General features: G+C 67.2%; 38 protein-coding genes. 1 reads left to right on the forward strand and 37 read right to left on the reverse strand.

From position 1 onward, the window contains the following. Positions 1 to 40 precede the first annotated feature (40 nt). The 37 genes from rplQ to rpsL all read right to left on the reverse strand — a co-directional run bounded on the left by rplQ (position 41) and on the right by rpsL (position 23,462). Positions 41 to 619 carry a 50S ribosomal protein L17 gene (gene rplQ / locus FM051_RS18795; protein WP_158844826.1) on the reverse strand — a complete coding sequence of 193 codons (579 nt, stop codon included), beginning with the start codon at positions 617 to 619 and terminating at the stop codon, positions 41 to 43. A 58-nt stretch (positions 620 to 677) separates the two neighbouring features. Beyond that, positions 678 to 1,730: a DNA-directed RNA polymerase subunit alpha gene (locus FM051_RS18800; protein WP_033436734.1), complete on the reverse strand. Its 1,053-nt coding sequence runs from the start codon at positions 1,728 to 1,730 to the stop codon at positions 678 to 680. Positions 1,731 to 1,884: 154 nt separating this feature from the next. After that, a complete protein-coding gene (gene rpsD, locus FM051_RS18805; protein ID WP_158844829.1) occupies positions 1,885 to 2,490 on the reverse strand; it encodes a 30S ribosomal protein S4 in 606 nt (201 codons plus the stop codon). Between the two features lie 23 nt (positions 2,491 to 2,513). Next, positions 2,514 to 2,921 carry a 30S ribosomal protein S11 gene (gene rpsK, locus FM051_RS18810; RefSeq protein WP_015105236.1) on the reverse strand — a complete coding sequence of 136 codons (408 nt, stop codon included), beginning with the start codon at positions 2,919 to 2,921 and terminating at the stop codon, positions 2,514 to 2,516. A gap of 37 nt (positions 2,922 to 2,958) precedes the next feature. Further along, positions 2,959 to 3,339 (reverse strand): 30S ribosomal protein S13, encoded by a 381-nt coding sequence (rpsM, locus tag FM051_RS18815; RefSeq protein ID WP_158844832.1) that lies wholly within the window; start codon positions 3,337 to 3,339, stop codon positions 2,959 to 2,961. Between the two features lie 219 nt (positions 3,340 to 3,558). Continuing rightward, on the reverse strand, positions 3,559 to 3,672 hold the full coding sequence (rpmJ, locus tag FM051_RS18820) for a 50S ribosomal protein L36 (protein WP_010148647.1): 114 nt from the start codon (positions 3,670 to 3,672) through the stop codon (positions 3,559 to 3,561). 52 nt (positions 3,673 to 3,724) lie between these two features. Continuing rightward, positions 3,725 to 3,946, reverse strand: a complete 222-nt coding sequence (infA, locus tag FM051_RS18825) for a translation initiation factor IF-1 (protein WP_005166804.1) — start codon at positions 3,944 to 3,946, stop codon at positions 3,725 to 3,727. A gap of 370 nt (positions 3,947 to 4,316) precedes the next feature. Further along, positions 4,317 to 4,775: a DUF1707 SHOCT-like domain-containing protein gene (locus tag FM051_RS18830; protein WP_158844834.1), complete on the reverse strand. Its 459-nt coding sequence runs from the start codon at positions 4,773 to 4,775 to the stop codon at positions 4,317 to 4,319. 198 nt (positions 4,776 to 4,973) lie between these two features. Then, the gene (map, locus tag FM051_RS18835; protein ID WP_158844837.1) at positions 4,974 to 5,747 is read right to left on the reverse strand and encodes a type I methionyl aminopeptidase; all 774 of its coding nucleotides are present in this window, start codon (positions 5,745 to 5,747) and stop codon (positions 4,974 to 4,976) included. Positions 5,748 to 5,797: 50 nt separating this feature from the next. Continuing rightward, complete coding sequence (locus tag FM051_RS18840) at positions 5,798 to 6,349, reverse strand: adenylate kinase (RefSeq protein WP_158844840.1); 552 nt, start codon at positions 6,347 to 6,349, stop codon at positions 5,798 to 5,800. Next, positions 6,349 to 7,659, reverse strand: coding sequence for a preprotein translocase subunit SecY (gene secY / locus FM051_RS18845; protein ID WP_158844843.1), 1,311 nt, complete (start codon positions 7,657 to 7,659; stop codon positions 6,349 to 6,351). The genes FM051_RS18840 and secY overlap by 1 nt, the downstream gene beginning before the upstream one ends. A gap of 254 nt (positions 7,660 to 7,913) precedes the next feature. Beyond that, the gene (locus FM051_RS18850; RefSeq protein WP_158844846.1) at positions 7,914 to 8,510 is read right to left on the reverse strand and encodes a LysE family translocator; all 597 of its coding nucleotides are present in this window, start codon (positions 8,508 to 8,510) and stop codon (positions 7,914 to 7,916) included. 596 nt (positions 8,511 to 9,106) lie between these two features. After that, positions 9,107 to 9,550 carry a 50S ribosomal protein L15 gene (gene rplO / locus FM051_RS18855; protein WP_077011044.1) on the reverse strand — a complete coding sequence of 148 codons (444 nt, stop codon included), beginning with the start codon at positions 9,548 to 9,550 and terminating at the stop codon, positions 9,107 to 9,109. Beyond that, positions 9,547 to 9,732, reverse strand: coding sequence for a 50S ribosomal protein L30 (rpmD, locus tag FM051_RS18860; RefSeq protein WP_033428588.1), 186 nt, complete (start codon positions 9,730 to 9,732; stop codon positions 9,547 to 9,549). The genes rplO and rpmD overlap by 4 nt, the downstream gene beginning before the upstream one ends. Positions 9,733 to 9,734: 2 nt before the next feature. Further along, positions 9,735 to 10,340, reverse strand: a complete 606-nt coding sequence (rpsE, locus tag FM051_RS18865) for a 30S ribosomal protein S5 (RefSeq protein WP_015105247.1) — start codon at positions 10,338 to 10,340, stop codon at positions 9,735 to 9,737. Positions 10,341 to 10,389: 49 nt separating this feature from the next. After that, the gene (gene rplR / locus FM051_RS18870; protein WP_158844849.1) at positions 10,390 to 10,788 is read right to left on the reverse strand and encodes a 50S ribosomal protein L18; all 399 of its coding nucleotides are present in this window, start codon (positions 10,786 to 10,788) and stop codon (positions 10,390 to 10,392) included. A 1-nt stretch (position 10,789) separates the two neighbouring features. After that, positions 10,790 to 11,329: a 50S ribosomal protein L6 gene (rplF, locus tag FM051_RS18875; RefSeq protein WP_158844852.1), complete on the reverse strand. Its 540-nt coding sequence runs from the start codon at positions 11,327 to 11,329 to the stop codon at positions 10,790 to 10,792. A 17-nt stretch (positions 11,330 to 11,346) separates the two neighbouring features. Then, positions 11,347 to 11,745: a 30S ribosomal protein S8 gene (gene rpsH / locus FM051_RS18880; RefSeq protein ID WP_033428586.1), complete on the reverse strand. Its 399-nt coding sequence runs from the start codon at positions 11,743 to 11,745 to the stop codon at positions 11,347 to 11,349. 128 nt (positions 11,746 to 11,873) lie between these two features. Further along, complete coding sequence (locus FM051_RS18885) at positions 11,874 to 12,059, reverse strand: type Z 30S ribosomal protein S14 (RefSeq protein WP_053715226.1); 186 nt, start codon at positions 12,057 to 12,059, stop codon at positions 11,874 to 11,876. Between the two features lie 3 nt (positions 12,060 to 12,062). Further along, positions 12,063 to 12,626 carry a 50S ribosomal protein L5 gene (rplE, locus tag FM051_RS18890; protein ID WP_158844855.1) on the reverse strand — a complete coding sequence of 188 codons (564 nt, stop codon included), beginning with the start codon at positions 12,624 to 12,626 and terminating at the stop codon, positions 12,063 to 12,065. Beyond that, positions 12,626 to 12,940, reverse strand: coding sequence for a 50S ribosomal protein L24 (gene rplX / locus FM051_RS18895; RefSeq protein ID WP_033436722.1), 315 nt, complete (start codon positions 12,938 to 12,940; stop codon positions 12,626 to 12,628). The genes rplE and rplX overlap by 1 nt, the downstream gene beginning before the upstream one ends. Positions 12,941 to 12,942: 2 nt before the next feature. Then, positions 12,943 to 13,311: a 50S ribosomal protein L14 gene (gene rplN / locus FM051_RS18900; protein WP_033436721.1), complete on the reverse strand. Its 369-nt coding sequence runs from the start codon at positions 13,309 to 13,311 to the stop codon at positions 12,943 to 12,945. A 64-nt stretch (positions 13,312 to 13,375) separates the two neighbouring features. Next, positions 13,376 to 13,657, reverse strand: a complete 282-nt coding sequence (gene rpsQ, locus FM051_RS18905; protein WP_158844858.1) for a 30S ribosomal protein S17 — start codon at positions 13,655 to 13,657, stop codon at positions 13,376 to 13,378. Continuing rightward, positions 13,654 to 13,902: a 50S ribosomal protein L29 gene (rpmC, locus tag FM051_RS18910; RefSeq protein ID WP_033428581.1), complete on the reverse strand. Its 249-nt coding sequence runs from the start codon at positions 13,900 to 13,902 to the stop codon at positions 13,654 to 13,656. The genes rpsQ and rpmC overlap by 4 nt, the downstream gene beginning before the upstream one ends. Next, positions 13,902 to 14,321 (reverse strand): 50S ribosomal protein L16, encoded by a 420-nt coding sequence (gene rplP, locus FM051_RS18915; RefSeq protein ID WP_121224908.1) that lies wholly within the window; start codon positions 14,319 to 14,321, stop codon positions 13,902 to 13,904. The genes rpmC and rplP overlap by 1 nt, the downstream gene beginning before the upstream one ends. A 3-nt stretch (positions 14,322 to 14,324) precedes the next feature. Further along, a complete protein-coding gene (rpsC, locus tag FM051_RS18920) occupies positions 14,325 to 15,149 on the reverse strand; it encodes a 30S ribosomal protein S3 (protein WP_077011037.1) in 825 nt (274 codons plus the stop codon). Then, positions 15,149 to 15,565 carry a 50S ribosomal protein L22 gene (rplV, locus tag FM051_RS18925; protein ID WP_158844861.1) on the reverse strand — a complete coding sequence of 139 codons (417 nt, stop codon included), beginning with the start codon at positions 15,563 to 15,565 and terminating at the stop codon, positions 15,149 to 15,151. Before rplV ends, rpsC begins: the two co-directional genes overlap by 1 nt. A gap of 35 nt (positions 15,566 to 15,600) precedes the next feature. Continuing rightward, positions 15,601 to 15,882: a 30S ribosomal protein S19 gene (rpsS, locus tag FM051_RS18930; protein WP_015105260.1), complete on the reverse strand. Its 282-nt coding sequence runs from the start codon at positions 15,880 to 15,882 to the stop codon at positions 15,601 to 15,603. An 18-nt stretch (positions 15,883 to 15,900) separates the two neighbouring features. Continuing rightward, positions 15,901 to 16,737 carry a 50S ribosomal protein L2 gene (rplB, locus tag FM051_RS18935; RefSeq protein ID WP_158844864.1) on the reverse strand — a complete coding sequence of 279 codons (837 nt, stop codon included), beginning with the start codon at positions 16,735 to 16,737 and terminating at the stop codon, positions 15,901 to 15,903. A gap of 22 nt (positions 16,738 to 16,759) precedes the next feature. Then, positions 16,760 to 17,059, reverse strand: a complete 300-nt coding sequence (gene rplW, locus FM051_RS18940) for a 50S ribosomal protein L23 (RefSeq protein WP_073885918.1) — start codon at positions 17,057 to 17,059, stop codon at positions 16,760 to 16,762. Next, positions 17,056 to 17,748, reverse strand: coding sequence for a 50S ribosomal protein L4 (gene rplD / locus FM051_RS18945; protein WP_158844866.1), 693 nt, complete (start codon positions 17,746 to 17,748; stop codon positions 17,056 to 17,058). Before rplD ends, rplW begins: the two co-directional genes overlap by 4 nt. Positions 17,749 to 17,750: 2 nt before the next feature. After that, a complete protein-coding gene (gene rplC / locus FM051_RS18950) occupies positions 17,751 to 18,401 on the reverse strand; it encodes a 50S ribosomal protein L3 (protein WP_158844868.1) in 651 nt (216 codons plus the stop codon). Between the two features lie 52 nt (positions 18,402 to 18,453). Then, a complete protein-coding gene (gene rpsJ / locus FM051_RS18955) occupies positions 18,454 to 18,759 on the reverse strand; it encodes a 30S ribosomal protein S10 (RefSeq protein WP_003938093.1) in 306 nt (101 codons plus the stop codon). A gap of 326 nt (positions 18,760 to 19,085) precedes the next feature. Next, on the reverse strand, positions 19,086 to 20,279 hold the full coding sequence (gene tuf, locus FM051_RS18960; RefSeq protein WP_158844870.1) for an elongation factor Tu: 1,194 nt from the start codon (positions 20,277 to 20,279) through the stop codon (positions 19,086 to 19,088). A 138-nt stretch (positions 20,280 to 20,417) separates the two neighbouring features. Continuing rightward, the gene (gene fusA / locus FM051_RS18965; protein WP_158844871.1) at positions 20,418 to 22,520 is read right to left on the reverse strand and encodes an elongation factor G; all 2,103 of its coding nucleotides are present in this window, start codon (positions 22,518 to 22,520) and stop codon (positions 20,418 to 20,420) included. Between the two features lie 97 nt (positions 22,521 to 22,617). Continuing rightward, the gene (gene rpsG, locus FM051_RS18970; RefSeq protein WP_053715239.1) at positions 22,618 to 23,088 is read right to left on the reverse strand and encodes a 30S ribosomal protein S7; all 471 of its coding nucleotides are present in this window, start codon (positions 23,086 to 23,088) and stop codon (positions 22,618 to 22,620) included. After that, complete coding sequence (gene rpsL / locus FM051_RS18975; RefSeq protein WP_030473471.1) at positions 23,088 to 23,462, reverse strand: 30S ribosomal protein S12; 375 nt, start codon at positions 23,460 to 23,462, stop codon at positions 23,088 to 23,090. The genes rpsG and rpsL overlap by 1 nt, the downstream gene beginning before the upstream one ends. A 353-nt stretch (positions 23,463 to 23,815) precedes the next feature. Here rpsL and FM051_RS53195 point away from each other — a divergent pair, with 353 nt between their 5' ends. Then, positions 23,816 to 23,947, forward strand: a complete 132-nt coding sequence (locus FM051_RS53195) for a hypothetical protein (protein WP_274383626.1) — start codon at positions 23,816 to 23,818, stop codon at positions 23,945 to 23,947. The last annotated feature ends 2 nt before the right edge of the window (positions 23,948 to 23,949 follow it).

The raw sequence follows: 23,949 nt of genomic DNA on the forward strand, positions 1-23,949 counted from the left end.
CCAGCGGGAACGACGGGCTCGTCGGTGAAGTGCGCGTCCGTCAGGACTCGTCCTTCTTGTCCTCGGCCTTCGGAGCCTCGTCGGCGCCCTCGGCGGGCTCCTCGGTGGCGTCCTTGGTCGCCGACTCGGGCGCGTCAGCGTCCTGGTCGGTGCCCTCGGCGGTGGTGTCCTCGACCTCGGTCTCCTCGGTCGAGGCAGCCTTGGCGGCCTCGTCCTTGGCGAACCGGGTCTTGCGGGCGCGCTCCGCCTCGGAGGTGACGGTCTGCTCCGCGACCAGCTCGATCACGGCCATGGGGGCGTTGTCGCCCTTGCGCGGCAGCGTCTTGGTGATGCGGGTGTAGCCACCGGGGCGGTCGGCGAACTGCGGGCCGATCTCGGCGAACAGCTTGTGCACGATGTCCTTGTCGCGGATCACCTTCAGGATCTCGCGACGGTTGTGCAGGTCACCGACCTTCGCCTTGCTGATCAGCTTCTCGGCGTACGGCCGGAGCCGCTTCGCCTTCGCCTCAGTGGTCGTGATCCGACCGTGGGTGAACAGGGACGTGGCCAGGTTGGCCAGCATCAGCCGCTCGTGGGCCGGCGAGCCCCCGAGACGGGGTCCCTTGGTGGGGGTGGGCATCGAATTGCTCCTCGGATTTCTTTCTGATCCTCTGCTCCGGCCCGGCCGCTAAGCGACCTCAGAGCTGCTCGGTCTCCGCGTAGTCCTGGCCGTCGTCGTGGTTGTCCACGGCGGTGTCCGTGCCCCAGCCTTCGGCGGGGTAGTCGGACGCGGCGGCCGACGGGTCGAACCCAGGAGGGCTGTCCTTCAGCGCGAGGCCGAGACCGACGAGCTTCATCTTGACCTCGTCGATCGACTTCGCACCGAAGTTGCGGATGTCCAGCAGGTCCGCCTCGCTGCGCGAGACCAGCTCGCCCACGGTGTGGATGCCCTCGCGCTTGAGGCAGTTGTAGGACCGGACGGTGAGGTCCAGGTCCTCGATCGGCATCGCGAACGCCGCGATGGTGTCCGCCTCGGCGGGCGAGGGGCCGATCTCGATGCCCTCGGCGTCGACGTTCAGCTCGCGCGCGAGACCGAACAGCTCCACCAGCGTCTTGCCCGCGGACGCGACGGCGTCGCGCGGCGTGATGGAGGGCTTGGTCTCGACGTCGAGGATCAGCTTGTCGAAGTCGGTCCGCTGCTCGACACGGGTGGCCTCGACCTTGTAGGTCACCTTCATGACGGGCGAGTAGATCGAGTCGACCGGGATGCGGCCGATCTCGGCACCGGCCTGCTTGTTCTGCACGGCGGGGACGTAACCGCGACCGCGCTCGACCACGAGCTCGATCTCCAGCTTGCCCTTGCCGTTCAGGGTGGCGATGTGCAGGTCGGGGTTGTGCACGGTGACACCGGCCGGAGGCACGATGTCGCCCGCGGTCACCGCACCAGGCCCCTGCTTGCGCAGGTACATGGTCACCGGCTCGTCCTCCTCGGAGCTGACGACCAGCTCCTTGAGGTTCAGGATGATGTCGGTGACGTCTTCCTTCACACCGGGGACGGTCGTGAACTCGTGCAGCACACCGTCGATGCGGATGCTGGTCACGGCCGCGCCGGGGATGGACGACAGCAGGGTGCGGCGAATCGAGTTGCCGAGGGTGTAGCCGAAGCCCGGCTCCAGCGGCTCGATGACGAACCGGGAGCGGGTCTCGTTGACCGCTTCCTCGCTGAGCGAGGGGCGCTGGGAAATCAGCACTGGGTTCTTCCTCTCTAACCCCGACGCCCGCTATTTGACGTCGTGGGAACCGGTCGCGGAGACCGGCAAACGCATGCGGCACACCATTCCGTGCCGCCGCGGGACCCGACTGGAGGGCATTCGACCCGATCGGGTCGAATGCCCTCCAGGAGGATCACTTCGAGTAGAGCTCGACGATGAGCTGTTCGGTGACGGGCGTGTCGATCTGCGCCCGCTCCGGGAGCTGGTGCACCAGGATCCGCAGGGTCGAGGGGACGACCTGCAGCCACGCCGGGATCGGCCGGTCACCGAAGGAAGCACGCGCGGCCTCGAAGGGCAGCGTGGGCAGCGACTTCGGCTTCACGTCGATGATGTCGAACTTCGACACCCGGTAGCTCGGGATGTTCACCTTGTGGCCGTTCACGATGAAGTGACCGTGGCTGACCAGCTGGCGGGCCTGACGACGGGTGCGCGCGAGACCCGCGCGGTACACCACGTTGTCGAGACGGGACTCCAGGATCTGCAGCAGGTTCTCACCGGTCTTGCCGGTGCGGCGAACCGCTTCCTCGTAGTAGCGGCGGAACTGCTTCTCCAGCACGCCGTACGTGTAGCGGGCCTTCTGCTTCTCCTGGAGCTGGAGCAGGTACTCCGACTCCTTGATCCGACCGCGACCGTGCTGGCCGGGCGGGTAAGGACGACGCTCGAACGCCTGGTCTCCGCCGACGAGGTCGACCTTGAGACGGCGCGAGATGCGAGTGGCCGGTCCGGTGTAGCGAGCCATGTTGTCTTACTCCTCCCCGTGCCTCAGACCCGGCGCCGCTTGGGCGGGCGGCAGCCGTTGTGGGGCTGCGGGGTCACGTCCTGGATGGTGCCGACCTCGAGGCCGGCGGCCTGCAGCGAACGGATCGCGGTCTCGCGGCCGGAGCCGGGACCCTTCACGAACACGTCCACCTTGCGCATGCCGTGCTCGGCGGCCTTGCGGGCGGCGTTCTCGGCGGCCATCTGCGCGGCGAACGGCGTGGACTTGCGGGAGCCCTTGAAGCCGACGTGGCCGGCGGACGCCCAGCTGATCACGTTGCCCAGCGGGTCCGTGATGGACACGATGGTGTTGTTGAACGTGCTCTTGATGTGCGCCTGGCCGTGCGAGACGTTCTTCTTTTCCTTGCGCCGGACCTTCTTGACCCCGGCGCCCGTACGGGACTTGGGTGGCATGTCTGGGTGAACTCCTACTTGCTAGAGACGCGAGGTCTTACTTCTTTCCGGCCTTCTTCTTGCCGGCGACGGTCTTCTTCGGACCCTTACGAGTGCGCGCGTTCGTCTTGGTGCGCTGCCCGCGGACGGGCAGGTTGCGACGGTGGCGCAGCCCCTCGTAGCAGCCGATTTCCATCTTCCGGCGGATGTCGGCCTGAACCTCGCGGCGGAGGTCACCCTCGACCTTGAAGTGGTTCTCGATGTATTCCCGCAGCTTGGCGAGGTCGTCGTCGCCGAGGTCCTTCACCCGGAGGTCCGGGGAGATCTCGGTGGCGGTCAGCAGCTCCTTCGAGCGCGTGCGACCAATGCCGAAGATGTAGGTGAGCGCGATCTCCAACCGCTTTTCGCGGGGGAGGTCGACGCCAGCGAGTCGTGCCATACGGCGCTTGCTCCTAACAGTGGTGTCGCTCCAGGTCTGCTCCTCGCCCGATCCCGGGACTGACTCGCTGTGTCAGTTCCGGTCGCTCTCGCGACCGGTGTCCCGGCCCCGGCCTGGAGTCCGGGGGTGTGCCGCACGGGTGCTGCTCGTGCGGCAGGTGCGAGGAGGCTTACTCGGTGTCGCGTCCGTGAAGACTCGACTCGTGCTCGACGGCTCTGGTCAGCCCTGGCGCTGCTTGTGGCGCAGGTTCTCGCAGATGACCATGACCCGGCCGTGGCGGCGGATCACCTTGCACTTGTCGCAGATCTTCTTGACGCTCGGCTGGACCTTCACGCCTGAGCTTCTCCTGCGTCAGCCGGCGCGCCCCTGCTGGAGCGCACCGAGGTCACTTGTAGCGGTAGACGATGCGCCCGCGGGACAGGTCGTAGGGCGAGAGCTCCACGACAACCCGGTCCTCAGGGAGGATGCGGATGTAGTGCTGACGCATCTTGCCGCTGATGTGTGCCAGGACCTTGTGACCGTTCTCCAACTCGACGCGGAACATCGCGTTGGGAAGCGGTTCGACTACGCGGCCCTCGACCTCAATGGCCCCGTCCTTCTTGCCCATGTCCTCCGCGTTTCGTGACGGTGGGTGTTACTTCTGGAGTGCGGGCACGCGGCACCCCGACTCCTCCAGGCCCTTGCGAACCCTGCCACCTCCGGGAAGAAGATCCCCGGGCATGACGGAACCGGCGCGACGTATGCGCCACCTGTCCATAGTACGCGGGTCAGCGCGAACGCCCAAATCGGGCCGGGTGACGGCCGGCAGGACCAGGCCCCACGGTCCCGCGCCCCAGGTCCACCAGGGGTGGAGGGCTTCGCCGACGGAGAGGCTGATGACGCCCCGGACGGGGAAGTTGATCGAGCTCGCGGCGAACCACGCGCTGGTGATGACCTTAGCCGCGGTACGGGTCCGGCGTTTCACCGGTCCGGGTGCTTCACGGGGCAGGTCGCGTGCTCCTGCTCGCGCTCATGCCCGTGCTCAACCAAATGGCCCCGAGCACCGCCCCTGCCGGCACGGAGACCCAGAGGAACCACGGGTGCACGAACCCTTCGCCGCCGAGGAGGCCGACGAGGAGCCAGAGGGCGAAGTTGAGCGCGCTGACGCTCATCCAGATGGTGGTGAGCACCCGCAACGCCTTACGGCCGCCACTGGATTTCACCGGTTCGGGTGTCGGCACGACCACCACGGCGGACTGCACGGGCGTGCTCGGCAGGTCGGCCGTGAGCGCGGCCAGCTCACCGCGGGTCTTGGCCTGCCAGGTGCGCACGAGGCGGGCGTCGAACTCGGCGAGGTCGAGGCTGCCGTCGCCGTGGGCGCGTTGCAGCCACTGCTGGACCAGTTCGCGTTCGGTGTCGGAGGCCCGGATGTCCTCAGGCCGCACAGGCTGGGTCACCCACCCATCGTGACCGGGCGAACCAGCCCGCGAAAAGGGGGCTAGCCCCCGCTTCGCCGCCTCCGAATGTCCCACTCGCGGGCTCCGAACGCCGGACCCGCGCAACCTGAACGTAGAACTCACCGGTCCTGAGCGTTCGACTCACGCCGCTTGAGCGTTCGACTCACGCGACCTGTGGCTGAAACCCGAGGGGATCGGTCAGGACTCGAGGGCGGTGAGGACCCAGGGGCCGTCGTCGGTGATGGCCACCGAGTGCTCCCAGTGGGCGGCGCGCGAGCCGTCCGCCGTGATGACGGTCCAGCCGTCGTCCAGCTCGACCGTGCGCTCGGTGCCCAGCGTGAGCATCGGCTCGATGGCGATCGCCATGCCGGCCTTCAGGCGCGGCCCCTTGCCGGGCTTGCCGTAGTTCGGCAGGAACGGGTCCATGTGCATCTTCGTGCCGATGCCGTGGCCGCCGTAGCCCTCCACGATGCCGTACTCGACGCCGTGCTCCTCGCCGGCCAGGATCGTGGCCGACTCGATCGCGAACGAGATGTCGCTCAACCGCCCACCGGGCACCGCCGCGTCGATGCCCGCGAGCATCGACGCACGGGTCGCGTCGGACAGCTTCAGCTCCGCCTCGGTCACGTCACCGACCGCCAGCGTGATGGCCGAGTCGCCGTGCCAGCCGTCCAGGATGGCGCCGCAGTCGATCGAGATCAGGTCACCCTGCGCCAGCACCTGCGTGCGGTTGGGGATGCCGTGGACGACCTGCTCGTTCACCGACGCGCAGATCGACGCCGGGAACCCGTGGTAGCCCTTGAACGACGGGATGGCGCCGGCGTCGCGGATGGTCTGCTCGGCCAGCTCGTCCAGCTCGGCGGTGCTGACCCCGGCCTTGGTGTGCGAGGCCAGCAGCGCCAACGTCCGCGCCACGACCAGCCCGGCGGCCCTCATGGCCTCGAGCTGACCGCGGCTCTTGATCTCGATCATGCGATCCCGACCGGGAACGACCCGACGCAACGCATCGACAAGTCCACCGCTCACTTCAGGGCGCGCAACGCGCGGAGGGCGCGCTCGCTGATCTCTTCGACGTCACCGACGGCGTCGATGGTCACGACGATGTCGGCGTAGTAGTCGAGCAGCGGCGCGGTCTCCGTCCGGTACACCTGCTGGCGGTGCCGGATCACGTCTTCCTTGTCGTCCGTGCGACCGCGGGCGAGCAACCGCTCGACCACGACGTCCTCGTCGATCCGGAATTCCAGCACCGCGTCCAACGCGTGGCCGTCGGCGGCCAGCATCCGACTCAGCACACCCGCCTGGGCGGTGTTGCGCGGGAAGCCGTCGAGCAGGAAGCCGTTGACGGCGTCCCCCTGCGCGAGCCGGGCCCGCACCATCTCGTTGGTGACCTCGTCCGGCACCAGCTCACCGGCGTCCAGGTACTCCTGCACTTCTTTGCCCAGATCGGTCTGCTGGCTGATGTGGGCGCGGAAGAGGTCCCCGGTGGAGATGTGCGGCACGCCGAGCTTGTTGCTGAGGATTTCGGCCTGGGTGCCCTTGCCCGCTCCGGGCGGGCCGACGAGAACGAGTCGCACTAGCGGAGGAACCCTTCGTAGTTGCGCTGCATGAGCTGGCTCTCGATCTGCTTAACGGTGTCGAGGCCGACACCGACCATGATCAGCACCGCGGTGCCGCCGAACGGGAAGTTCTGGTTCTGGCCCTGACCGGTCAGGTCGAGGAACAGGTTCGGCAGGATGGCGACGATGCCCAGGTAGAGCGAGCCCGGCAGCGTGATCCGCCCCAACACGAAGCGGAGGTACTCGGCGGTGGGACGGCCCGGCCGGATGCCCGGGATGAACCCACCGAACTTCTTCATCTCGTCCGCACGCTCGTCCGGGTTGAACGTGATGCCGACGTAGAAGTACGTGAAGAAGACGATCAGCAGGAAGTAGAGCGCGATGTGCACCGGGCTGGACTGGCTCACCAGGTGCGTCGCGACGAAGCTCTCCCACCAGTTCGGCGTGGACCCGTCGGTGGACTGGGTCAGCCGCGAGATCAGGTCGGGCAGGTACAGCAGCGACGAGGCGAAGATGACCGGGATGACACCGGCCTGGTTCACCTTGAGCGGCAGGTAGGTCGACGTGCCGCCGTACATCCGGCGACCGATCATGCGCTTGGCGTACTGGACCGGGATGCGGCGCTGGGCCTGCTCCACGTAGATGACGCTGGCGATGATCAGCAGAGCCGCGACGCAGACCAGGAAGAAGGTCAGGCCACCGCGGTCGAGGATGATCTTGCCCTCGATCGGGATGCGGGCCGCGATGCCGGTGAAGATCAGCAGCGACATGCCGTTGCCGATCCCCTTCTCGGTGATGATCTCACCGAGCCACATGATCACGCTGGTGCCCGCGGTCATCACGACCACGAGGACGACCAGGTTGAAGATGCTCTCGTCCGGGATGACGGGGACGTCACAGCCCTGGAACAGCTGGTCGCGCACGGCCAGGGCGATGATGCCCGTGGACTGGAGGACCGCCAGCGCGATGGTCAGGTAGCGGGTGTACTGGGTCAGCTTGCCCTGACCCGCCTGCCCTTCCTTCTTCAGCTGCTCGAACCGCGGGATCACCACGGTGAGCAACTGGACGATGATGCTCGCGGTGATGTAAGGCATGATGCCGAGCGCGAAGATCGACAAGTTCAGCAGCGCGCCGCCGCTGAACAGGTTGATCAGGGAGTAGATCCCCTGCTGGTCAACCGACTCGACGCACTGTTTGACGTTCTTGAAGGAGACGCCCGGCGCGGGCATGGTCGCGCCCAACCGGTACACCACGACGATCCCCAGTGTGAACAGGATCTTCTTGCGTAGGTCCGGCGTCGCGAGAGCCGAGCGGAATGCGCCGAGCACGCGAACCTCCATCAGCGTTGCCGCCCCACTGGGGTCGGCATCCTGCGGTGCCGGCTGTGTTGCCGGCACAGTCTTGCGGACATGCCGTCGACCATGTGCCGACGGTGGCGGAAGCGACGGGTAGCCGCGACCGACCCGGAGGGCATCCGGGTTCAGCCCGCGACTTTAACAGCCGCTTGGCCGGTAGCCGTAGCCAGTCGCCCTTCACACTTCGTACCTGATCGACTACGGCGGCCGGCAAGCCGCCGAATGGATCAAGTTCGACTCGTCGCGAGCACACCGGCCATGCTCAGTAGAACAGCTGCGGTGCCCTTGTCCAGCCTGGCTTTGGCGCGCTTGGTGAGTCCTGCCTTGCGGATGCCCGCGCCCACGGTGACGTAAGCGGTTCCGGCCAGCGCTTCGGCCGCCAGGTAGACCGCGCCGAGGGTGGCGAGCTGGAGCGGGATGGGGCCGCGGGCGGGGTCGACGAACTGGGGCACGAAGGCGGTGAAGATCAGCAGCGCCTTGGGGTTGGTGATCGCCACCAGGAACTCCTTGCGCAGCGGAGTGCCCCTCCTGGCTGGGGTTTTGTCGGTTTTCTCGGTCATCAGGATGCGCACGGCGAGGTAGACGAGGTAGGCCACGCCCGCCCACTTGATGACGGTCAGGGCGGTGTGGCTGGCGGCCAGGACGGGGCCGAGACCGGCGACGACCGCCGTCACCATGAGGGAGAAGGCCGCAAGACGGCCCAGGAGCGCCGTAGCGGCCTTGAGGGGGCCGTGGTGGACCGCGTGGTGCATGCCCAGGAGGTTGTTGGCGCCAGGGGTCAACGCGACCAGGACCGAGGCGCCGAAGAAAACCGCAAGCCACATGCCCGCACGCTAACCCCGCCGCCAATCTCTTTTACGCCCTGCGCGAACGTCCGTCTCACCACCCTCAATCCCCCGCACGCCTGCCGGCGAGACACCCCACAACAGCCGGCAACCGTCAAAAACCCCCAACCCAAACCCCCCACTTCCCGTGCGAGTCGAACCCTCAGAACGCGTGAGTCCTACGTTCGCGTTCGGTGTGTCCTACGTTCAGAGCGCGTGAGTCCTACGTTCGGGATGCGTGTGTCCTACGTTCAGGACCCCCGAGTTGAACGCTCAGGACGGCGCGAGTCGCGGGCTCAGGCACTGAGAGTCGTTGAGTCGCTCCGGTGCGTGCCGGCTTCGGAGTCGGCGGACCGAGGTCTGCTGCCTGGCAGCGGTGAGCAGTTATCCACAGGCGCGGCTGGGCAGGGCTGGATTGTCGGTCCCGGCCGGCAGGATCAAAAACAGGGATCCCCTGGGCGGGGACCCCTGCGGAGCATCGCCGTCGGGTCTGCTGCGGGGCAGTTGCCGGGGCAGTTGCGGGGCGGTTGTGGTGCACAGCGAACGGCCCCCGGAGCGGGAGGCTCCGGGGGCCGTTCGGCAGTGCGTTGTGCGTCTTAGAGCACGGTGGTGGTGCCACCGGCGGCGGCGATCTTCTCGACCGCGCTGCCGGAGAACTTGTTCGCCACGACGTCCAGCTTGACGCCGTCCAGGTCACCGTTGCCGAGGACCTTGACGAGCTCGTTCTTGCGCACCAGGCCCGCGTGGACGAGGGCGTCCACGTCCACCCGACCGCCGTCCGGGAACACCCGGGCGAGGTCGCCCACGTTCACCACCTGGTACTCGGTGCGGAACGGGTTGCGGAAGCCCTTCAGCTTGGGCAGGCGCATGTGCAGCGGCATCTGGCCACCTTCGAAGCGCGGGGAAACGTTCTTCCGCGCGCCGGTGCCCTTCGTACCGCGACCGGCCGTCTTGCCCTTGGAGCCCTCACCGCGACCGACACGGGTCTTCGCGGTCTTGGCGCCGGGGGCCGGACGCAGGTCATGGATCTTGATGGTCACGACTGGACCTCCTCGACGACCACCAGGTGGCGCACGGCGTGGATCAGGCCGCGAACCTGCGGCGTGTCCTCGCGGACCACCGACTGGCGGATCTTGCGCAACCCCAGGGTCCGGAGGGACTCACGGTGGTTGTGCTTGGTACCGATGCTGCTCTTGACCTGGGTCACCTTGAGCTGGGCCATGGTCACACCGCCCCTGCACGGGCACGGAGCATGCCGGCGGGAGCCACATCCTCGAGCGGCAGACCGCGGCGGGCGGCCACCTCCTCGGGACGCTGGAGACCCTTCAGGGCCGCCACCGTGGCGTGCACGATGTTGATCGCGTTGTCGGAGCCCAGCGACTTGCTCAGCACGTCGTGGACACCGGCGCACTCCAGCACCGCGCGAACCGCGCCACCGGCGATGACACCGGTACCGGCCGACGCCGGGCGCAGCAGCACGACACCGGCCGCCTTCTCGCCCTGCACCGGGTGAGGGATCGTGCCCGCGATGCGAGGGACGCGGAAGAAGTTCTTCTTCGCCTCCTCGACACCCTTGGCGATCGCCGCCGGAACTTCCTTGGCCTTGCCGTAGCCGACACCGACCATGCCGTCACCGTCGCCGACCACGACCAGCGCGGTGAAGCTGAAGCGACGACCACCCTTCACGACCTTGGAGACGCGGTTGATCGCAACCACGCGCTCCAGGTGCGGGGTCTTCTCCTGGGCCGCGCCGCCGCGGCCGCCGTCACGACGGTCGCGACGCTCTCCGCGCTCGCCCCCGCCGCCTTCGCGACGCGTGCGTCCTGGCATCAGGCGTCCCTCTCTGTTCCAGTGATCTGCCCAAAAATTAGGGTCATTGTCAGAACTCCAGCCCCGCCTCACGAGCGGCATCGGCCAGAGCGGCGATCCGTCCGTGGTACGCGTTGCCGCCGCGGTCGAAGACGACCTTGGTGATCCCGGCGTCCTTGGCACGGGCGGCGGCCAGCTGGCCGACCTTCGCCGCACGGGCCTTCTTGTCGCCGTCGATCGCCCGGACGTCCGCCTCCACGGAGGAGGCCGCCGCCAGGGTGTGGCCGGCGAGGTCGTCGATGATCTGCACGGTGATGTGCTTCGACGACCGGTGCACGACCAGGCGCGGGCGCTCCGCCGTGCCGCTGACCTTCTTGCGGAGGCGGAAGTGACGGCGGGTCTTGGCGATGCGGCGAGTGGTCGAGATGTCCTTGCCCACCGGCTTGCGCTTCGTTGCAGTCTCGCTCATGTCACTTACCCGTCTTTCCGACCTTGCGGCGGATCTTCTCGCCCGCGTAGCGCACACCCTTGCCCTTGTACGGGTCGGGCTTGCGAAGCTTGCGGATGTTGGCGGCGACCTCGCCCACGAGCTGCTTGTCGATGCCGGACACGGAGAACCGGGTCGGGGTCTCCACCGCGAAGGTGATGCCCGCGGGGGCCTCCACCTTCACCGGGTGGCTGAAGCCCAGCGCGAACTCCAGGTCGGAACCCTTCAGCGCCACGCGGTAACCGACGCCGTGGATTTCCATCTTCTTCTCGTAGCCCTGCGTCACGCCGACGACCATGTTCTGCACCAGGGTGCGCGACAGGCCGTGCAGCGAGCGGCTGCGACGCTCGTCGTTCGGGCGCTTCACCTCGAGGGTGCCGTCGTCGGCCTTCTCGATGATGATCGGCTCAGCGATGGTCAGCGACAGGGCACCCTTGGGGCCCTTGACGCTCACAGCCTGGCCGTCGATGTTCACGTCGACCCCGGAGGGGACGGTGATCGGCAGTTTTCCGATGCGCGACATTGCCTAGTCCCCCTTCCTCACCAGACGTAGGCGAGGACTTCTCCGCCCACGCCTGACTTGTTGGCCTGGCGGTCGGTCATCAGACCGCCAGAGGTCGAAATGATCGCGACGCCCAGACCGCCCAGCACCTTCGGCAGGTTGGTCGACTTCGCGTACACGCGCAGGCCCGGCTTCGACACACGGCGCAGGCCGGCGATGCTGCGCTCCCGGTTCGGGCCGTACTTCAGCTCGATGACCAGGTTCTTCGCCACATCGCCCTGCTCATCGCGGTAGCTCGCGATGTAGCCCTCGCGCTTGAGGATCTCGGCGATGTTGGCCTTCAACTTCGAGTGCGGCATCACGACCTTGTCGTGGTAAGCCGAGTTCGCGTTCCGCAGACGCGTCAACATGTCTGCGATCGGGTCGGTCATCGTCATGGTGACCTGGTCAACCTTTCTCGCTGCGGTTCCCCAGCCAGGGTCCGAGCCGGCCGAGTGGGCCGGCTGGTCGTGGACGGGCCTACAGCGAAGTGATGAGTCTTAGAAAACCTGCCGCCGAGCCGGACTTACCAGCTGGACTTGCTCACACCGGGCAGCTCGCCCCGGTGCGCCATCTCGCGGAGGCAGATCCGGCACAGGCCGAACTTGCGGAACACCGAGTGCGGGCGACCGCAACGCTGGCAACGGGTGTAACCCCGCACCTTGAACTTCGGCTTGGCCGCGGCCTTGTTGATCAGCGCCTTCTTGGCCATCTGTCAGTTCTCCTTGAACGGGAAGCCCAGGAGCTTCAGCAGCGCCCGGCCCTCGTCGTCGTTGGTCGCGGTCGTCACCACGGTGATGTCCATACCGCGGGGACGGTCGATCGCGTCCGGGTCGATCTCGTGGAACATCGACTGCTCGTTGAGGCCGAACGTGTAGTTCCCGTTGCCGTCGAACTGCTTGCCCGAGAGGCCGCGGAAGTCGCGGATACGCGGCAGCGCGATCGTCAGCAGGCGGTCCAGGAACTCCCACATGCGGTCGCCGCGCAGCGTGACGCGCGCGCCGATCGGCATGCCCTCGCGCAGCTTGAACTGCGCGATGGACTTGCGGGCCCGACGGACCTCGGGACGCTGGCCCGTGATGATCGACAGGTCCTTGACGGCGCCCTCGATCAGCTTGCCGTCGCGGGCGGCGTCGCCGACACCCATGTTGACGACGACCTTCACCACGCCCGGGATCTGCATGACGTTGGCGTACTCGAACTGCTCGCGCAGCGCGACGACGATCTCTTCGCGGTAGCGAGCCTTCAGCCGCGGAATGGTCTTCTCAACGGTGGTCATCAGATGTCCTTCCCGTTACGACGGGAAATGCGGACCCGCTTGCCCTCGTCGTTCGTCCGGTAGCCCACACGGGTCGGCTTGCCGTCCGAGTCGACCACCATCACGTTGGACACGTGGATGGGGGCCTCCTGGGTCACGATGCCGCCCGACTGCGCGCCGCGCTGGGTCTGCGTGATCCGGGTGTGCTTCTTGATGCGGTTGACGCCCTCGACCAGGACGCGGTTCTCAGCGGGGTAGGCCATGATGACCTTGCCGCGAGCACCCTTGTCCTTGCCGGCGATAACCACGACGGTGTCGCCCTTCTTCACCTTCATGGTCAGAGCACCTCCGGAGCCAACGAGATGATCTTCATGAACTTCTTGTCGCGCAGCTCACGACCGACCGGGCCGAAGATGCGGGTGCCCCGCGGCTCGTTGTCGTTCTTGATGAGCACCGCGGCGTTCTCGTCGAACCGGATGTAAGAGCCGTCTGGACGGCGCTTCTCCTTGACGGTGCGGACGATGACCGCCTTGACGACGTCACCCTTCTTGACGCCGGCGCCGGGGATGGCCTGCTTCACCGTCGCGACGATGATGTCCCCGATGCCCGCGTAGCGGCGGCCCGAGCCACCGAGAACACGGATGCAGAGGATTTCCTTCGCACCGGTGTTGTCGGCGACGCGCAGCCGCGACTCCTGCTGGATCACTTACCTACTCCTTGACCATTCCTGGCCCGCCAGATTTCCGACCTGACGGGCTCGGTCCGACTGGCTACTTGGCCTTTTCGAGGATCTCGACGAGGCGCCAGCGCTTGGTGGCCGACAGCGGCCGGGTCTCCATCAGGAGGACGCGGTCGCCGATACCGGCGGTGTTCTGCTCGTCGTGCGCCTTCACCTTGGTGGTGGAACGCAGGACCTTCGAGTACCGGCGGTGCTTCTTCCGGTCCTCCAGTGCGACCACGATCGTCTTGTCCATCTTGTCGGACACGACGTAGCCCTCGCGGACCTTGCGGTCGTTGCGAACCTCAGTAGTCACTTCGTTGCTCTCGCTCATGCCGCACCCTCACCAGTGGAAACCGCGTCGGGGGAGGCCGAGAGGCCCAGCTCCCGCTCCCGCATCACGGTGTAGATCCGGGCGATCTCATGCCGGACCGTGCGCAGGCGGCGGTTGTTGTCGAGCTGCCCGGTGGCCATCTGGAAGCGGAGGTTGAACAGCTCCTCCTTCGCCTCCCTCAGGCGCAGCACGAGCTCTTCCTCGGTGAGCTCACGCAGCTCGGAAGCGGTGGTACCCGCTGCCATCAGAACTCACCACCCTCACGCGTAACGATGCGGCACTTCATCGGGAGCTTGTGGATCGCGCGACGCAGCGCCTCGCGGGCCACAGCCTCGTTCGGGAAGCTCATCTCGAAGAGCACCCGACCCGGCTTGACGTTGGCCACCCACCACTCCGGCGAACCCTTACCGGAACCCATGCGGGTCTCGGCGGGCTTCTTGGTCAGCGGGCGGTCCGGGAAGATGTTGATCCAGACCTTGCCACCACGGCGGATGTGCCGGGTGATGGCGATACGAGCCGACTCGATCTGCCGGTTGGTCACGTAGGCGGGCTCCAGAGCCTGGATGCCGTACTCGCCGAAGGTGACCCTCGTGCCGCCCTTGGCAGCACCGGACCGTCCGGGGTGGTGCTGCTTGCGGTGCTTAACCCTGCGCGGGATGAGCACGACTCAGCCCTCCGTCTTCTCTTCGGTCGCGGTCGGCGCGGCGGTCTGATCGCCCGCAGCGGCCCGACCGGCCTCGGTGCTGGTCGCGGTGGTGCCGCTGGCACCGGAACGACGCGCCCGGTTCGGGCGTTCGTTGCGGTCGCGGCGCGGCGCGCGGTCGGCCGCCGGAGCGGCGTCACGCTCGCGCTTGGCGCTGATGCCACCGACGATGTCGCCCTTGTAGATCCACACCTTCACGCCGATACGGCCGAACGTGGTGCGGGCCTCGAAGAAGCCGTAGTCGATGTCAGCGCGCAGCGTGTGCAGCGGCACACGGCCATCGCGGTAGTGCTCGGAACGGGACATCTCGGCACCGCCGAGACGACCGCCGCACTGCACGCGGATGCCCTTGACCTGAGGCGAACGCATGGCCGACTGGATGGCCTTGCGCATCGCGCGGCGGAAGGCGACGCGGTTGGACAGCTGCTCCGCCACGCCCTGCGCGACGAGCTGCGCGTCCGACTCGGGGCTCTTCACCTCGAGGATGTTGAGCTGCACCTGCTTCTTGGTGAGCTTCTCCAGCTCACCGCGGATGCGGTCGGCCTCCGCGCCGCGACGGCCGATGACGATGCCCGGCCGGGCGGTGTGGATGTCGACGCGAACCCGGTCACGGGTGCGCTCGATCTCCACCTTCGAGATGCCGGCGCGCTCCATGCCCTTCGAGAGCAGCTTGCGGATCTTGACATCCTCAGCCACGTACTCGGCGTACTGCTTGTCGGCGTACCAGCGGGACTTCCAGTCCGTGGTGATACCAAGTCGGAAGCCGTGCGGGTTGATTTTCTGGCCCACTACCGAGCCCCCTTCCTGTCAGCGCCGGCCTTCGCGCTGGTCTTCTTCGGACGGCTCTCCACCTCGACGGTGATGTGGCTCGTCCGCTTGCGGATCCGGTACGCACGGCCCTGGGCACGCGGGCGGAACCGCTTGAGGGTCGGACCCTCGTCCACGTAGACCTTCGACACCCACAGGGTGTCGGGGTCGAGGGACAGGTTGTTCTCGGCGTTGGCCACGGCGCTCTGCAGCACCTTGCGGACCGGCTCACTTGCCGCCTGCGGCGCGAACTGGAGCACGGCCAGGGCCTCGCTGGCGCTACGACCCCTGATGAGCTCGACGACGCGACGCACCTTCATGGGCGTGTCACGGACGTAGCGAGCCCGAGCCACGGCGCGCGGGAGCTCCGGCGCTTCGGCTTCGTTACGGGCGTTCATCGCTGCTTCCCCTTGCTCTTCCTCTAGTTCGTCGCCTAGCGACGGCGCGACTTCCGGTCGTCCTTGATGTGGCCCTTGAACGTGCGGGTCGGGGCGAATTCGCCGAGCTTGTGCCCGACCATCGCCTCCGTGACGAACACCGGCACGTGCTTGCGGCCGTCGTGCACCGCGATCGTGTGGCCCAGCATGTCGGGGATGATCGTCGACCGGCGGGACCAGGTCTTGATCACGGTCTTCTTGCCCGACTCGTTGAGGACGTCCACCTTCTTGAGCAGGTGGTCGTCCACGAAGGGGCCCTTCTTAAGGCTGCGAGGCATCCTTCACTCCCTCCCTGCTCAGCGCTTCTTACCGGTGCGACGACGCCGGACGATGAGCTTGTCGCTTGGCCTGTTGCGGCGGCGGGTGCGCCCCTCGGGCTTACCGGCCGGGTTCACCGGGTGGCGACCACCGGAGGTCTTGCCCTCACCACCACCGTGCGGGTGGTCGACCGGGTTCATGGCGACACCGCGGACGGTGGGCTTCTTGCCCTTCCACCGCATGCGGCCGGCCTTGCCCCAGTTGATGTTCTGGTGCTCGGCGTTGCCGACCTCGCCGACCGTGGCGCGGCACCGGACGTCCACGTTGCGGATTTCGCCCGAGGGCATCCGCAGCTGGGCGTAGGGGCCGTCCTTGGCGACGAGCTGCACGCTGGCGCCCGCCGACCGGGCGATCTTCGCGCCGCCGCCGGGGCGGAGCTCGATCGCGTGGATCACGGTGCCGACCGGGATGTTGCGCAGCGGCAGGTTGTTGCCCGGCTTGATGTCAGCCTTCGGGCCGTTCTCCACCATGTCGCCCTGCGACAACTTCGACGGGGCGATGATGTAGCGCTTCTCGCCGTCGAGGTAGTGCAGCAGCGCGATGCGCGCGGTGCGGTTGGGGTCGTACTCGATGTGCGCGACCTTGGCCGGCACGCCGTCCTTGTCAGTGCGGCGGAAGTCGATGAGGCGGTACGCCCGCTTGTGGCCACCACCCTTGTGCCGCGTCGTGATCTTGCCCGAAGCGTTGCGGCCACCACGGCCGTGCAGCGGGCGGACCAGCGACTTCTCCGGCGTCGTCCGAGTGATCTCGGCGAAGTCGGAGACGCTCGCACCGCGACGACCGGGGGTCGTCGGCTTGTACTTGCGAATGCCCATCTCTACGCAGTCCTCGTCGTCATCAGGCGGCCGGGCCGCCGAAGATCTCGATCGGCTTGCTCTCGGCGGACAGCGTCACGATGGCGCGCTTGGTGTCCTTGCGCTTGCCGTATCCCGTCCGGGTGCGCTTGCGCTTGCCCTGGCGGTTGATCGTGTTGACGCTGACGACCTTGACGCCGAAGACCTTCTCCACGGCAATCTTGATCTGGGTCTTGTTCGAGCCGGGAGCCACCACGAAGGTGTACTTGTTCTCCTCGAGCAGCCCGTAGGACTTCTCGGAGATGACCGGCGCGAGCAGGATGTCCCGGTGGTCGGGGATCACTTCGCGGCCTCCTCGTCGGACTCCGACGACTCGGCGATGGCCTCGGCGGAGCCCTGCCCGTGCTGGGCCTTGCTCGCCAGGAACACGTCGAGCGCGTCCTTGGTGAACACCACGTCGTCGTTGACCAGCACGTCGTAGGTGTTGAGCTGGTCCGGCGCGATGATGTGCACGTGCGGCAGGTTGCGCAGGCTGACCCACGAAACCTCGTCCGTGCGCAGCAGCACGGCCAGCACGCGGCGGGCCTCGGTCACCGTCTCCAGCACCTTGCGGGCCGCCTTGGTCGACGGAGCGTCGCCCTCGACGAAACCGCTCACCACGTGCACCTGGCCGGCACGCGCCCGGTCGGAGAGGGCGCCACGCAGGGCAGCGGCCTTCATCTTCTTGGGGGTGCGCTGGGTGTAGTCACGCGGCTGGGGGCCGTGGACGACGCCACCACCGGCGAACTGCGGCGCGCGGGTCGAGCCCTGACGGGCGCGGCCGGTGCCCTTCTGCCGGTACGGCTTCTTGCCACCACCGCGAACTTCACCGCGGGTCTTCGTGGCGTGCGTGCCCTGGCGGGCCGCGGCCAACTGGGCCACGACGACCTGGTGCAGCAGAGCCACGTTCGCCTGCGCGTCGAAGATCGCGGCGGGCAGCTCGACGGAGCCGTCGGTCGCGCCTGCCGGGGTGCGGATCTCAACGGAAGTCATGATCAGGCACCACCCTTCGCAGCGGTCTTGATGAACACGGTGCCGCCCTTGGGGCCGGGAACGGCGCCCTTGATGAGCAGCAGGCCGGACTCGGCGTCCACGCGGTGCACCTTGAGGTTCTGGGTGGTCACCCGCACGTTGCCCATGCGACCCGCCATGCGCAGGCCCTTGAACACGCGGCCGGGCGTGGCGCAGCCGCCGATGGAACCGGGCGAGCGGTGCTTGCGCTGCGTGCCGTGGCTCGCGCCGAGGCCGTGGAAGCCGTGTCGCTTCATGACACCCGCGGTGCCCTTGCCCTTGCTGGTGCCGACCACGTCGACCACCGCGCCGGCCTCGAAGACCTCGGCGGTGACTTCCTGGCCGACCGTGTACTCGGACGCATCCGTGGTGCGCAGCTCCGCCAGGTGGCGGCGGGGCGTGACGCCCGCCTTGGCGTAGTGGCCCGCGACGGGCTTGTTGACCTTGCGCGGGTCGATCGCGCCGAAGGCCAGCTGCACGGCCGAGTAGCCGTCGTTCTCCTGGGTCCGAACCTGGGTGACCACGTTCGGCTCGGCCTTGACGACGGTAACCGGAACGATCCGGTTGTTCTCGTCGAAGACCTGAGTCATGCCGAGCTTGGTGCCCAGGAGGCCCTTAACCTGCCTGTCAGACATGGGTCTCGTTACTCTCCGCCCCAAATGGGATCAACACTGCCGCGTCCAACGCTTACTGGATGTTGACGTCGACGCTCGCCGGCAGGTCGATGCGCATGAGCGCGTCCACCGTCTTCGGCGTCGGGTCGAGGATGTCGATCAGACGCTTGTGCGTGCGCATCTCGAAGTGCTCGCGCGAGTCCTTGTACTTGTGCGGCGAGCGGATGACGCAGTAAACGTTCTTCTCAGTGGGCAGCGGCACAGGCCCGACGACCCGAGCGCCGGTGCGCGTCACGGTCTCGACGATCTTGCGCGCGGACGCGTCGATCGCCTCGTGGTCGTAGGCCTTGAGCCGGATGCGGATCTTCTGTCCCGCCATGATGGCTTGCCGTTCCTCTGCTTCTAGTACCGCTGCGGTGCGGGCACCTTGCACGAGGTCACGGGACCTCCGGCGCGCTCCGCCCCCTATTCAGGATTGACACCGAGCGGTGTCACGGTGCCCGGTCCACGCGGTCGGGCGTGTCGCGCCCCAACGCATAGACCGGTCCCACTGATAAAGCCTGTGGGATTGTCTTACTCGATCGAACCCCACTCGTGGCGGGGCGGCCGAGTCCAGAACTCGAACCGGCCGCCCCGACGAGCAACCCGTCAATGGTTGCACACGTGAGTGCCCAGACCAAATCGGGGGGTGTAGTTAGACCCAGATCACTTGATGATCTTGGTGACCGAGCCCGCACCCACGGTGCGACCACCCTCGCGGATGGCGAACCGCAGACCCTCGTCCATGGCGATCGGCTGGATCAGCTTCACGGCCATCGACGTGGTGTCGCCCGGCATGACCATCTCGGTGCCCTCGGGGAGGGTCACGACGCCGGTCACGTCGGTGGTGCGGAAGTAGAACTGCGGGCGGTAGTTGTTGAAGAACGGCGTGTGCCGGCCGCCCTCGTCCTTCGACAGGATGTAGACCTGCGCGTCGAACTCGGTGTGCGGGGTGGTGGTGCCCGGCTTCACGATCACCATGCCGCGCTCCACCTCCTCGCGCTTGATGCCGCGGAGCAGCAGAGCGGCGTTGTCGCCGGCGCGACCCTCGTCGAGGAACTTCTTGAACATCTCGATCGAGGTGACCGTCGTCTTCTTCGAGGTCTCCTTGATGCCGACGATCTCGACCTCTTCGTTGACCTTGATGATGCCGCGCTCGATACGACCGGTCACCACGGTGCCACGACCGGTGATGGTGAACACGTCCTCGACCGGCATCAGGAACGGCCGGTCGACCTCGCGCTCGGGCTCCGGGATGTTCTCGTCCACGGCGTCCATGAGGCCGATGAGCTTCTCGCCCCACTCGGCGTCGCCCTCCAGCGCCTTCAGCGCGGAGACGCGGACGACCGGCAGGTCGTCACCGGGGAACTCGTACTCGGACAGCAGCTCGCGGACCTCGAGCTCGACGAGCTCCAGGATCTCCTCGTCGTCCACCATGTCGGCCTTGTTCAGGGCCACCACGATGTAGGGCACACCGACCTGGCGGGCCAGGAGCACGTGCTCCTTGGTCTGCGGCATCGGGCCGTCGGTCGCCGCGACCACCAGGATGGCGCCGTCCATCTGCGCCGCACCGGTGATCATGTTCTTGATGTAGTCGGCGTGACCGGGGCAGTCGACGTGCGCGTAGTGCCGGTTCGCGGTCTGGTACTCGATGTGGGCGATCGAGATGGTGATACCGCGCTGCTTCTCCTCCGGCGCCTTGTCGATCTGGTCGAACGGCGTGAAGGGGTTCAGGTCCGGGAACTTGTCGTGCAGGACCTTGGAGATCGCCGCGGTCAGCGTCGTCTTGCCGTGGTCGATGTGACCGATGGTGCCGATGTTGACGTGCGGCTTCGTCCGCTCGAACTTCGCCTTCGCCACTGGATTGTCCTCCTGGACTTCTATTGCTTAGCCCGGCGGGCGGATTGCTGCCCGCCGGGCGTCACGTCAGGGTCGGTTGTGCGGACCCCGGGGCGGTCCCCGGAGAGCCCGCGTGGTGCTGCGGTGCTCCGGTTGGGGTTACTCGCCCGTCGCCTTCGCGATGATCTCCTTCGCGACGTTCGCGGGAACCTCGGCGTAGGAGTCAAAGGTCATCGAGTAGTTCGCACGACCCTGGGTCCTGGACCTCAGGTCGCCGACATACCCGAACATCTCCGACAGCGGGACCAGCGCCTTGACGACACGGGCACCACTGCGTTCTTCCATGGCCTGGATCTGGCCACGGCGGGAGTTCAAGTCGCCGATCACGTCGCCCATGTAGTCCTCGGGCGTGGTGACCTCGACGGCCATCAACGGTTCGAGGATGGCCGGGCTCGCCAGGCGGGCGGCTTCCTTGAGCGCCATGGAGCCCGCGATCTTGAACGCCATTTCCGACGAGTCGACCTCGTGGTAGGCGCCGTCGACCAGCGTCAGCTTGACGCCCACCAGCGGGTAGCCCGCCAGCACGCCGTACTGCATCGCGTCCTGCGCGCCCGCGTCCACCGACGGGATGTACTCCCGGGGGATGCGACCGCCGGTGACCCCGTTGACGAACTCGTAGAGAGCGCCGTCCTCGGTCTTCTCCAGCGGCTCCAGGTCGATGAGGACCTTCGCGAACTGGCCCGAACCACCGGTCTGCTTCTTGTGGGTGTAGGAGTACTTCTCCACCTTGCGGCGGATCGTCTCCCGGTACGCCACCTGGGGCTTGCCGATGTTGGCCTCGACCTTGAACTCGCGGCGCATGCGGTCCACCAGGATGTCCAGGTGGAGCTCGCCCATGCCGGCGATGATGGTCTGACCGGTCTCCTGGTCGAGGTTGACCCGGAACGTCGGGTCCTCCTCGGCCAGCTTCTGGATCGCGGTGCCCAGCTTCTCCTGGTCGGCCTTCGTCTTGGGCTCGATCGCCACCTGGATGACCGGCTCGGGGAAGGTCATGGACTCCAGCACGATGGGCGCCTGCGGGTCGCAGAGCGTCTCACCGGTGGTGGTGTCCTTCAGACCGATGACCGCGTAGATGTGGCCGGCCATGGCCTCGTCGACCGGGTTCTCCTTGTTGGCGTGCATCTGGAAGATCTTCCCGATGCGCTCCTTGCGGTCCTTGGTCGAGTTGATGACCTGGGTGCCCGCGGCGACCTTGCCCGAGTAGACCCGGATGTAGGTCAGCTTGCCGAAGAAGGGGTGCGCGGCGATCTTGAACGCGAGCGCGGCGAACGGCTCGTCGGTGTTCGGCGCGCGGAAGGCCGGCGTCTCGCCGTCCTGGAGCGTGCCCTCGACCGGCGGGAGGTCCAGCGGGGCCGGCAGGTAGTCGATCACCGCGTCGAGCATGGGCTGGACGCCCTTGTTCTTGAACGCCGAGCCGCACAGCACCGGGTACCCGGAGCGGTTCTTGACGATCGCGCGGATGCCCGTCTTGACCTGCTCGACGGTGAGTTCCTCGCCGGCGAGGTAGGCCTCCATGAGGTCGTCGTCGGTCTCGGCGACGGCCTCGATCAGCTGCTCGCGGTACTCGGCGGCCCGGTCGGCGAGGTCGGCCGGGATCTCCTCGACCGTGTAGTCCTCACCCTTCTGGACCTCGCCACGCCAGGTCAGCGCGCGCATCTCGACCAGGTCGACCACGCCGATGAAGTCGCTCTCCGACCCGATCGGGAGCTGGATCGGCAGCGGCTTCGCGCCGAGGCGCTCCTGGATGGTGCGGACGGTGAAGTAGAAGTCCGCGCCGAGCTTGTCCATCTTGTTGACGAAGCAGATGCGCGGGACGTCGTACTTGGTCGCCTGGCGCCAGACCTGCTCGGACTGGGGCTCGACGCCTTCCTTGCCGTCGAACACGGCAACGGCACCGTCGAGGACGCGGAGGTTGCGCTCCACCTCGACGGTGAAGTCGACGTGGCCCGGCGTGTCGATGATGTTGATCTGGTGGTTCTTCCAGAAGCAGGTCGTCGCGGCCGACGTGATCGTGATGCCGCGCTCCTGCTCCTGCTCCATCCAGTCCATCACCGCGGCGCCGTCGTGGACCTCGCCGATCTTGTAGCTGATCCCGGTGTAGAACAGGATCCGCTCGGTCGTCGTGGTCTTGCCCGCGTCGATGTGGGCCATGATCCCGATGTTGCGGACCTTGGCCAGGTCGGTGAGCACGTCCTGTGCCACGGGTGTCTTCCCCTGTCTTGAGCTAGCTGGTAGCAGGCTCACTAGGGCTGGGAGGCGCCAGGCGGGGTGGCTCGGGGCTGCCCCGCCTGGCGTCACGTCACCAGCGGTAGTGGGCGAAGGCCTTGTTCGACTCGGCCATCTTGTGCGTGTCCTCGCGGCGCTTGACGCTCGCGCCCAGGCCGTTGCTCGCGTCGAGCAGCTCGTTCATCAGGCGCTCGATCATGGTCTTCTCACGGCGCTGCCGGGAGAAGGTGATCAGCCAGCGCAGCGCGAGCGTGGTCGAGCGGCCCGGCTTCACCTCGACCGGCACCTGGTAGGTGGCGCCACCGACGCGGCGGGACTTCACCTCGAGCGCGGGCTTGACGTTGTCCAGAGCGCGCTTGAGCGTGACGACCGGGTCGGTGCCCGTCTTGTCGCGGGCGCCTTCGAGGGCGCCGTACACGATCCGCTCGGCCACGGAGCGCTTGCCGTCGACCAGCACCTTGTTGATGAGCTGGGTCACCAGCGGAGAGCTGTAGACCGGGTCGGAGATCAGCGGCCGCTTCGGGGCCGGTCCCTTGCGGGGCATCAGCTCTTCTCCTTCTTCGCGCCGTACCGGCTGCGAGCCTGCTTGCGGTTCTTCACGCCCTGCGTGTCGAGGGAACCGCGGATGATCTTGTAGCGGACGCCGGGGAGGTCCTTCACACGACCACCGCGCACGAGCACCATCGAGTGCTCCTGGAGGTTGTGACCCTCACCGGGGATGTAAGCCGTGACCTCGATACCGCTGGTCAGCTTCACGCGGGCGACCTTGCGCAGCGCCGAGTTCGGCTTCTTGGGCGTGGTCGTGTAGACGCGGGTGCACACACCGCGCCGCTGCGGGCTGCCCTTGAGCGCCGCGGTCTTCTGCTTGGCGACCTTGTCCTGCCGGCCCTTGCGGACCAGCTGCTGGATCGTTGGCATACGCCGGCTGCTTCTTCCGTTTGCGTGCCCGCCGCGTGGGCGACGAGCGCTGTTTACTTGGTCCCTCTCTGCACCCGAGGTCGGGCGTGTCGTGCCCCCTCGGCGGAACCGAAAGCGCAACACCCTGTCCCAGGTCCGCAGGCAACATCCCAGGATGCCCCTACGCGTGGAGGTCACCGCGGCCGGCTTTCCAGCACCACTGGCGCGTAGGCACGCGGAGCGGCCCGACATGGGTCGGGCACGAGTACCAAAGATACCCCGCTAGGTTCCCACGGGTCAAAACGGATCCGAGACCGGGCCTGATCGAGTAAACAAAAACACGCACGCCGACGAACTACACGGGGGGGTGGTCCGTGCCGGACCCCAGCGCCCGCTCGCTCGAAGAGGCCGGCCGCAAGGCCGAAGAGCGACTCGCGGGTTATCAGAACATGAAAGAGCGGATGACGCAGCTTCGCGTGACCGCGGTTCACCCGATCGGGTGGTGAGC

The organism is Saccharothrix deserti (genome assembly GCF_009769385.1).
Classification (GTDB): domain Bacteria; phylum Actinomycetota; class Actinomycetes; order Mycobacteriales; family Pseudonocardiaceae; genus Actinosynnema; species Actinosynnema deserti.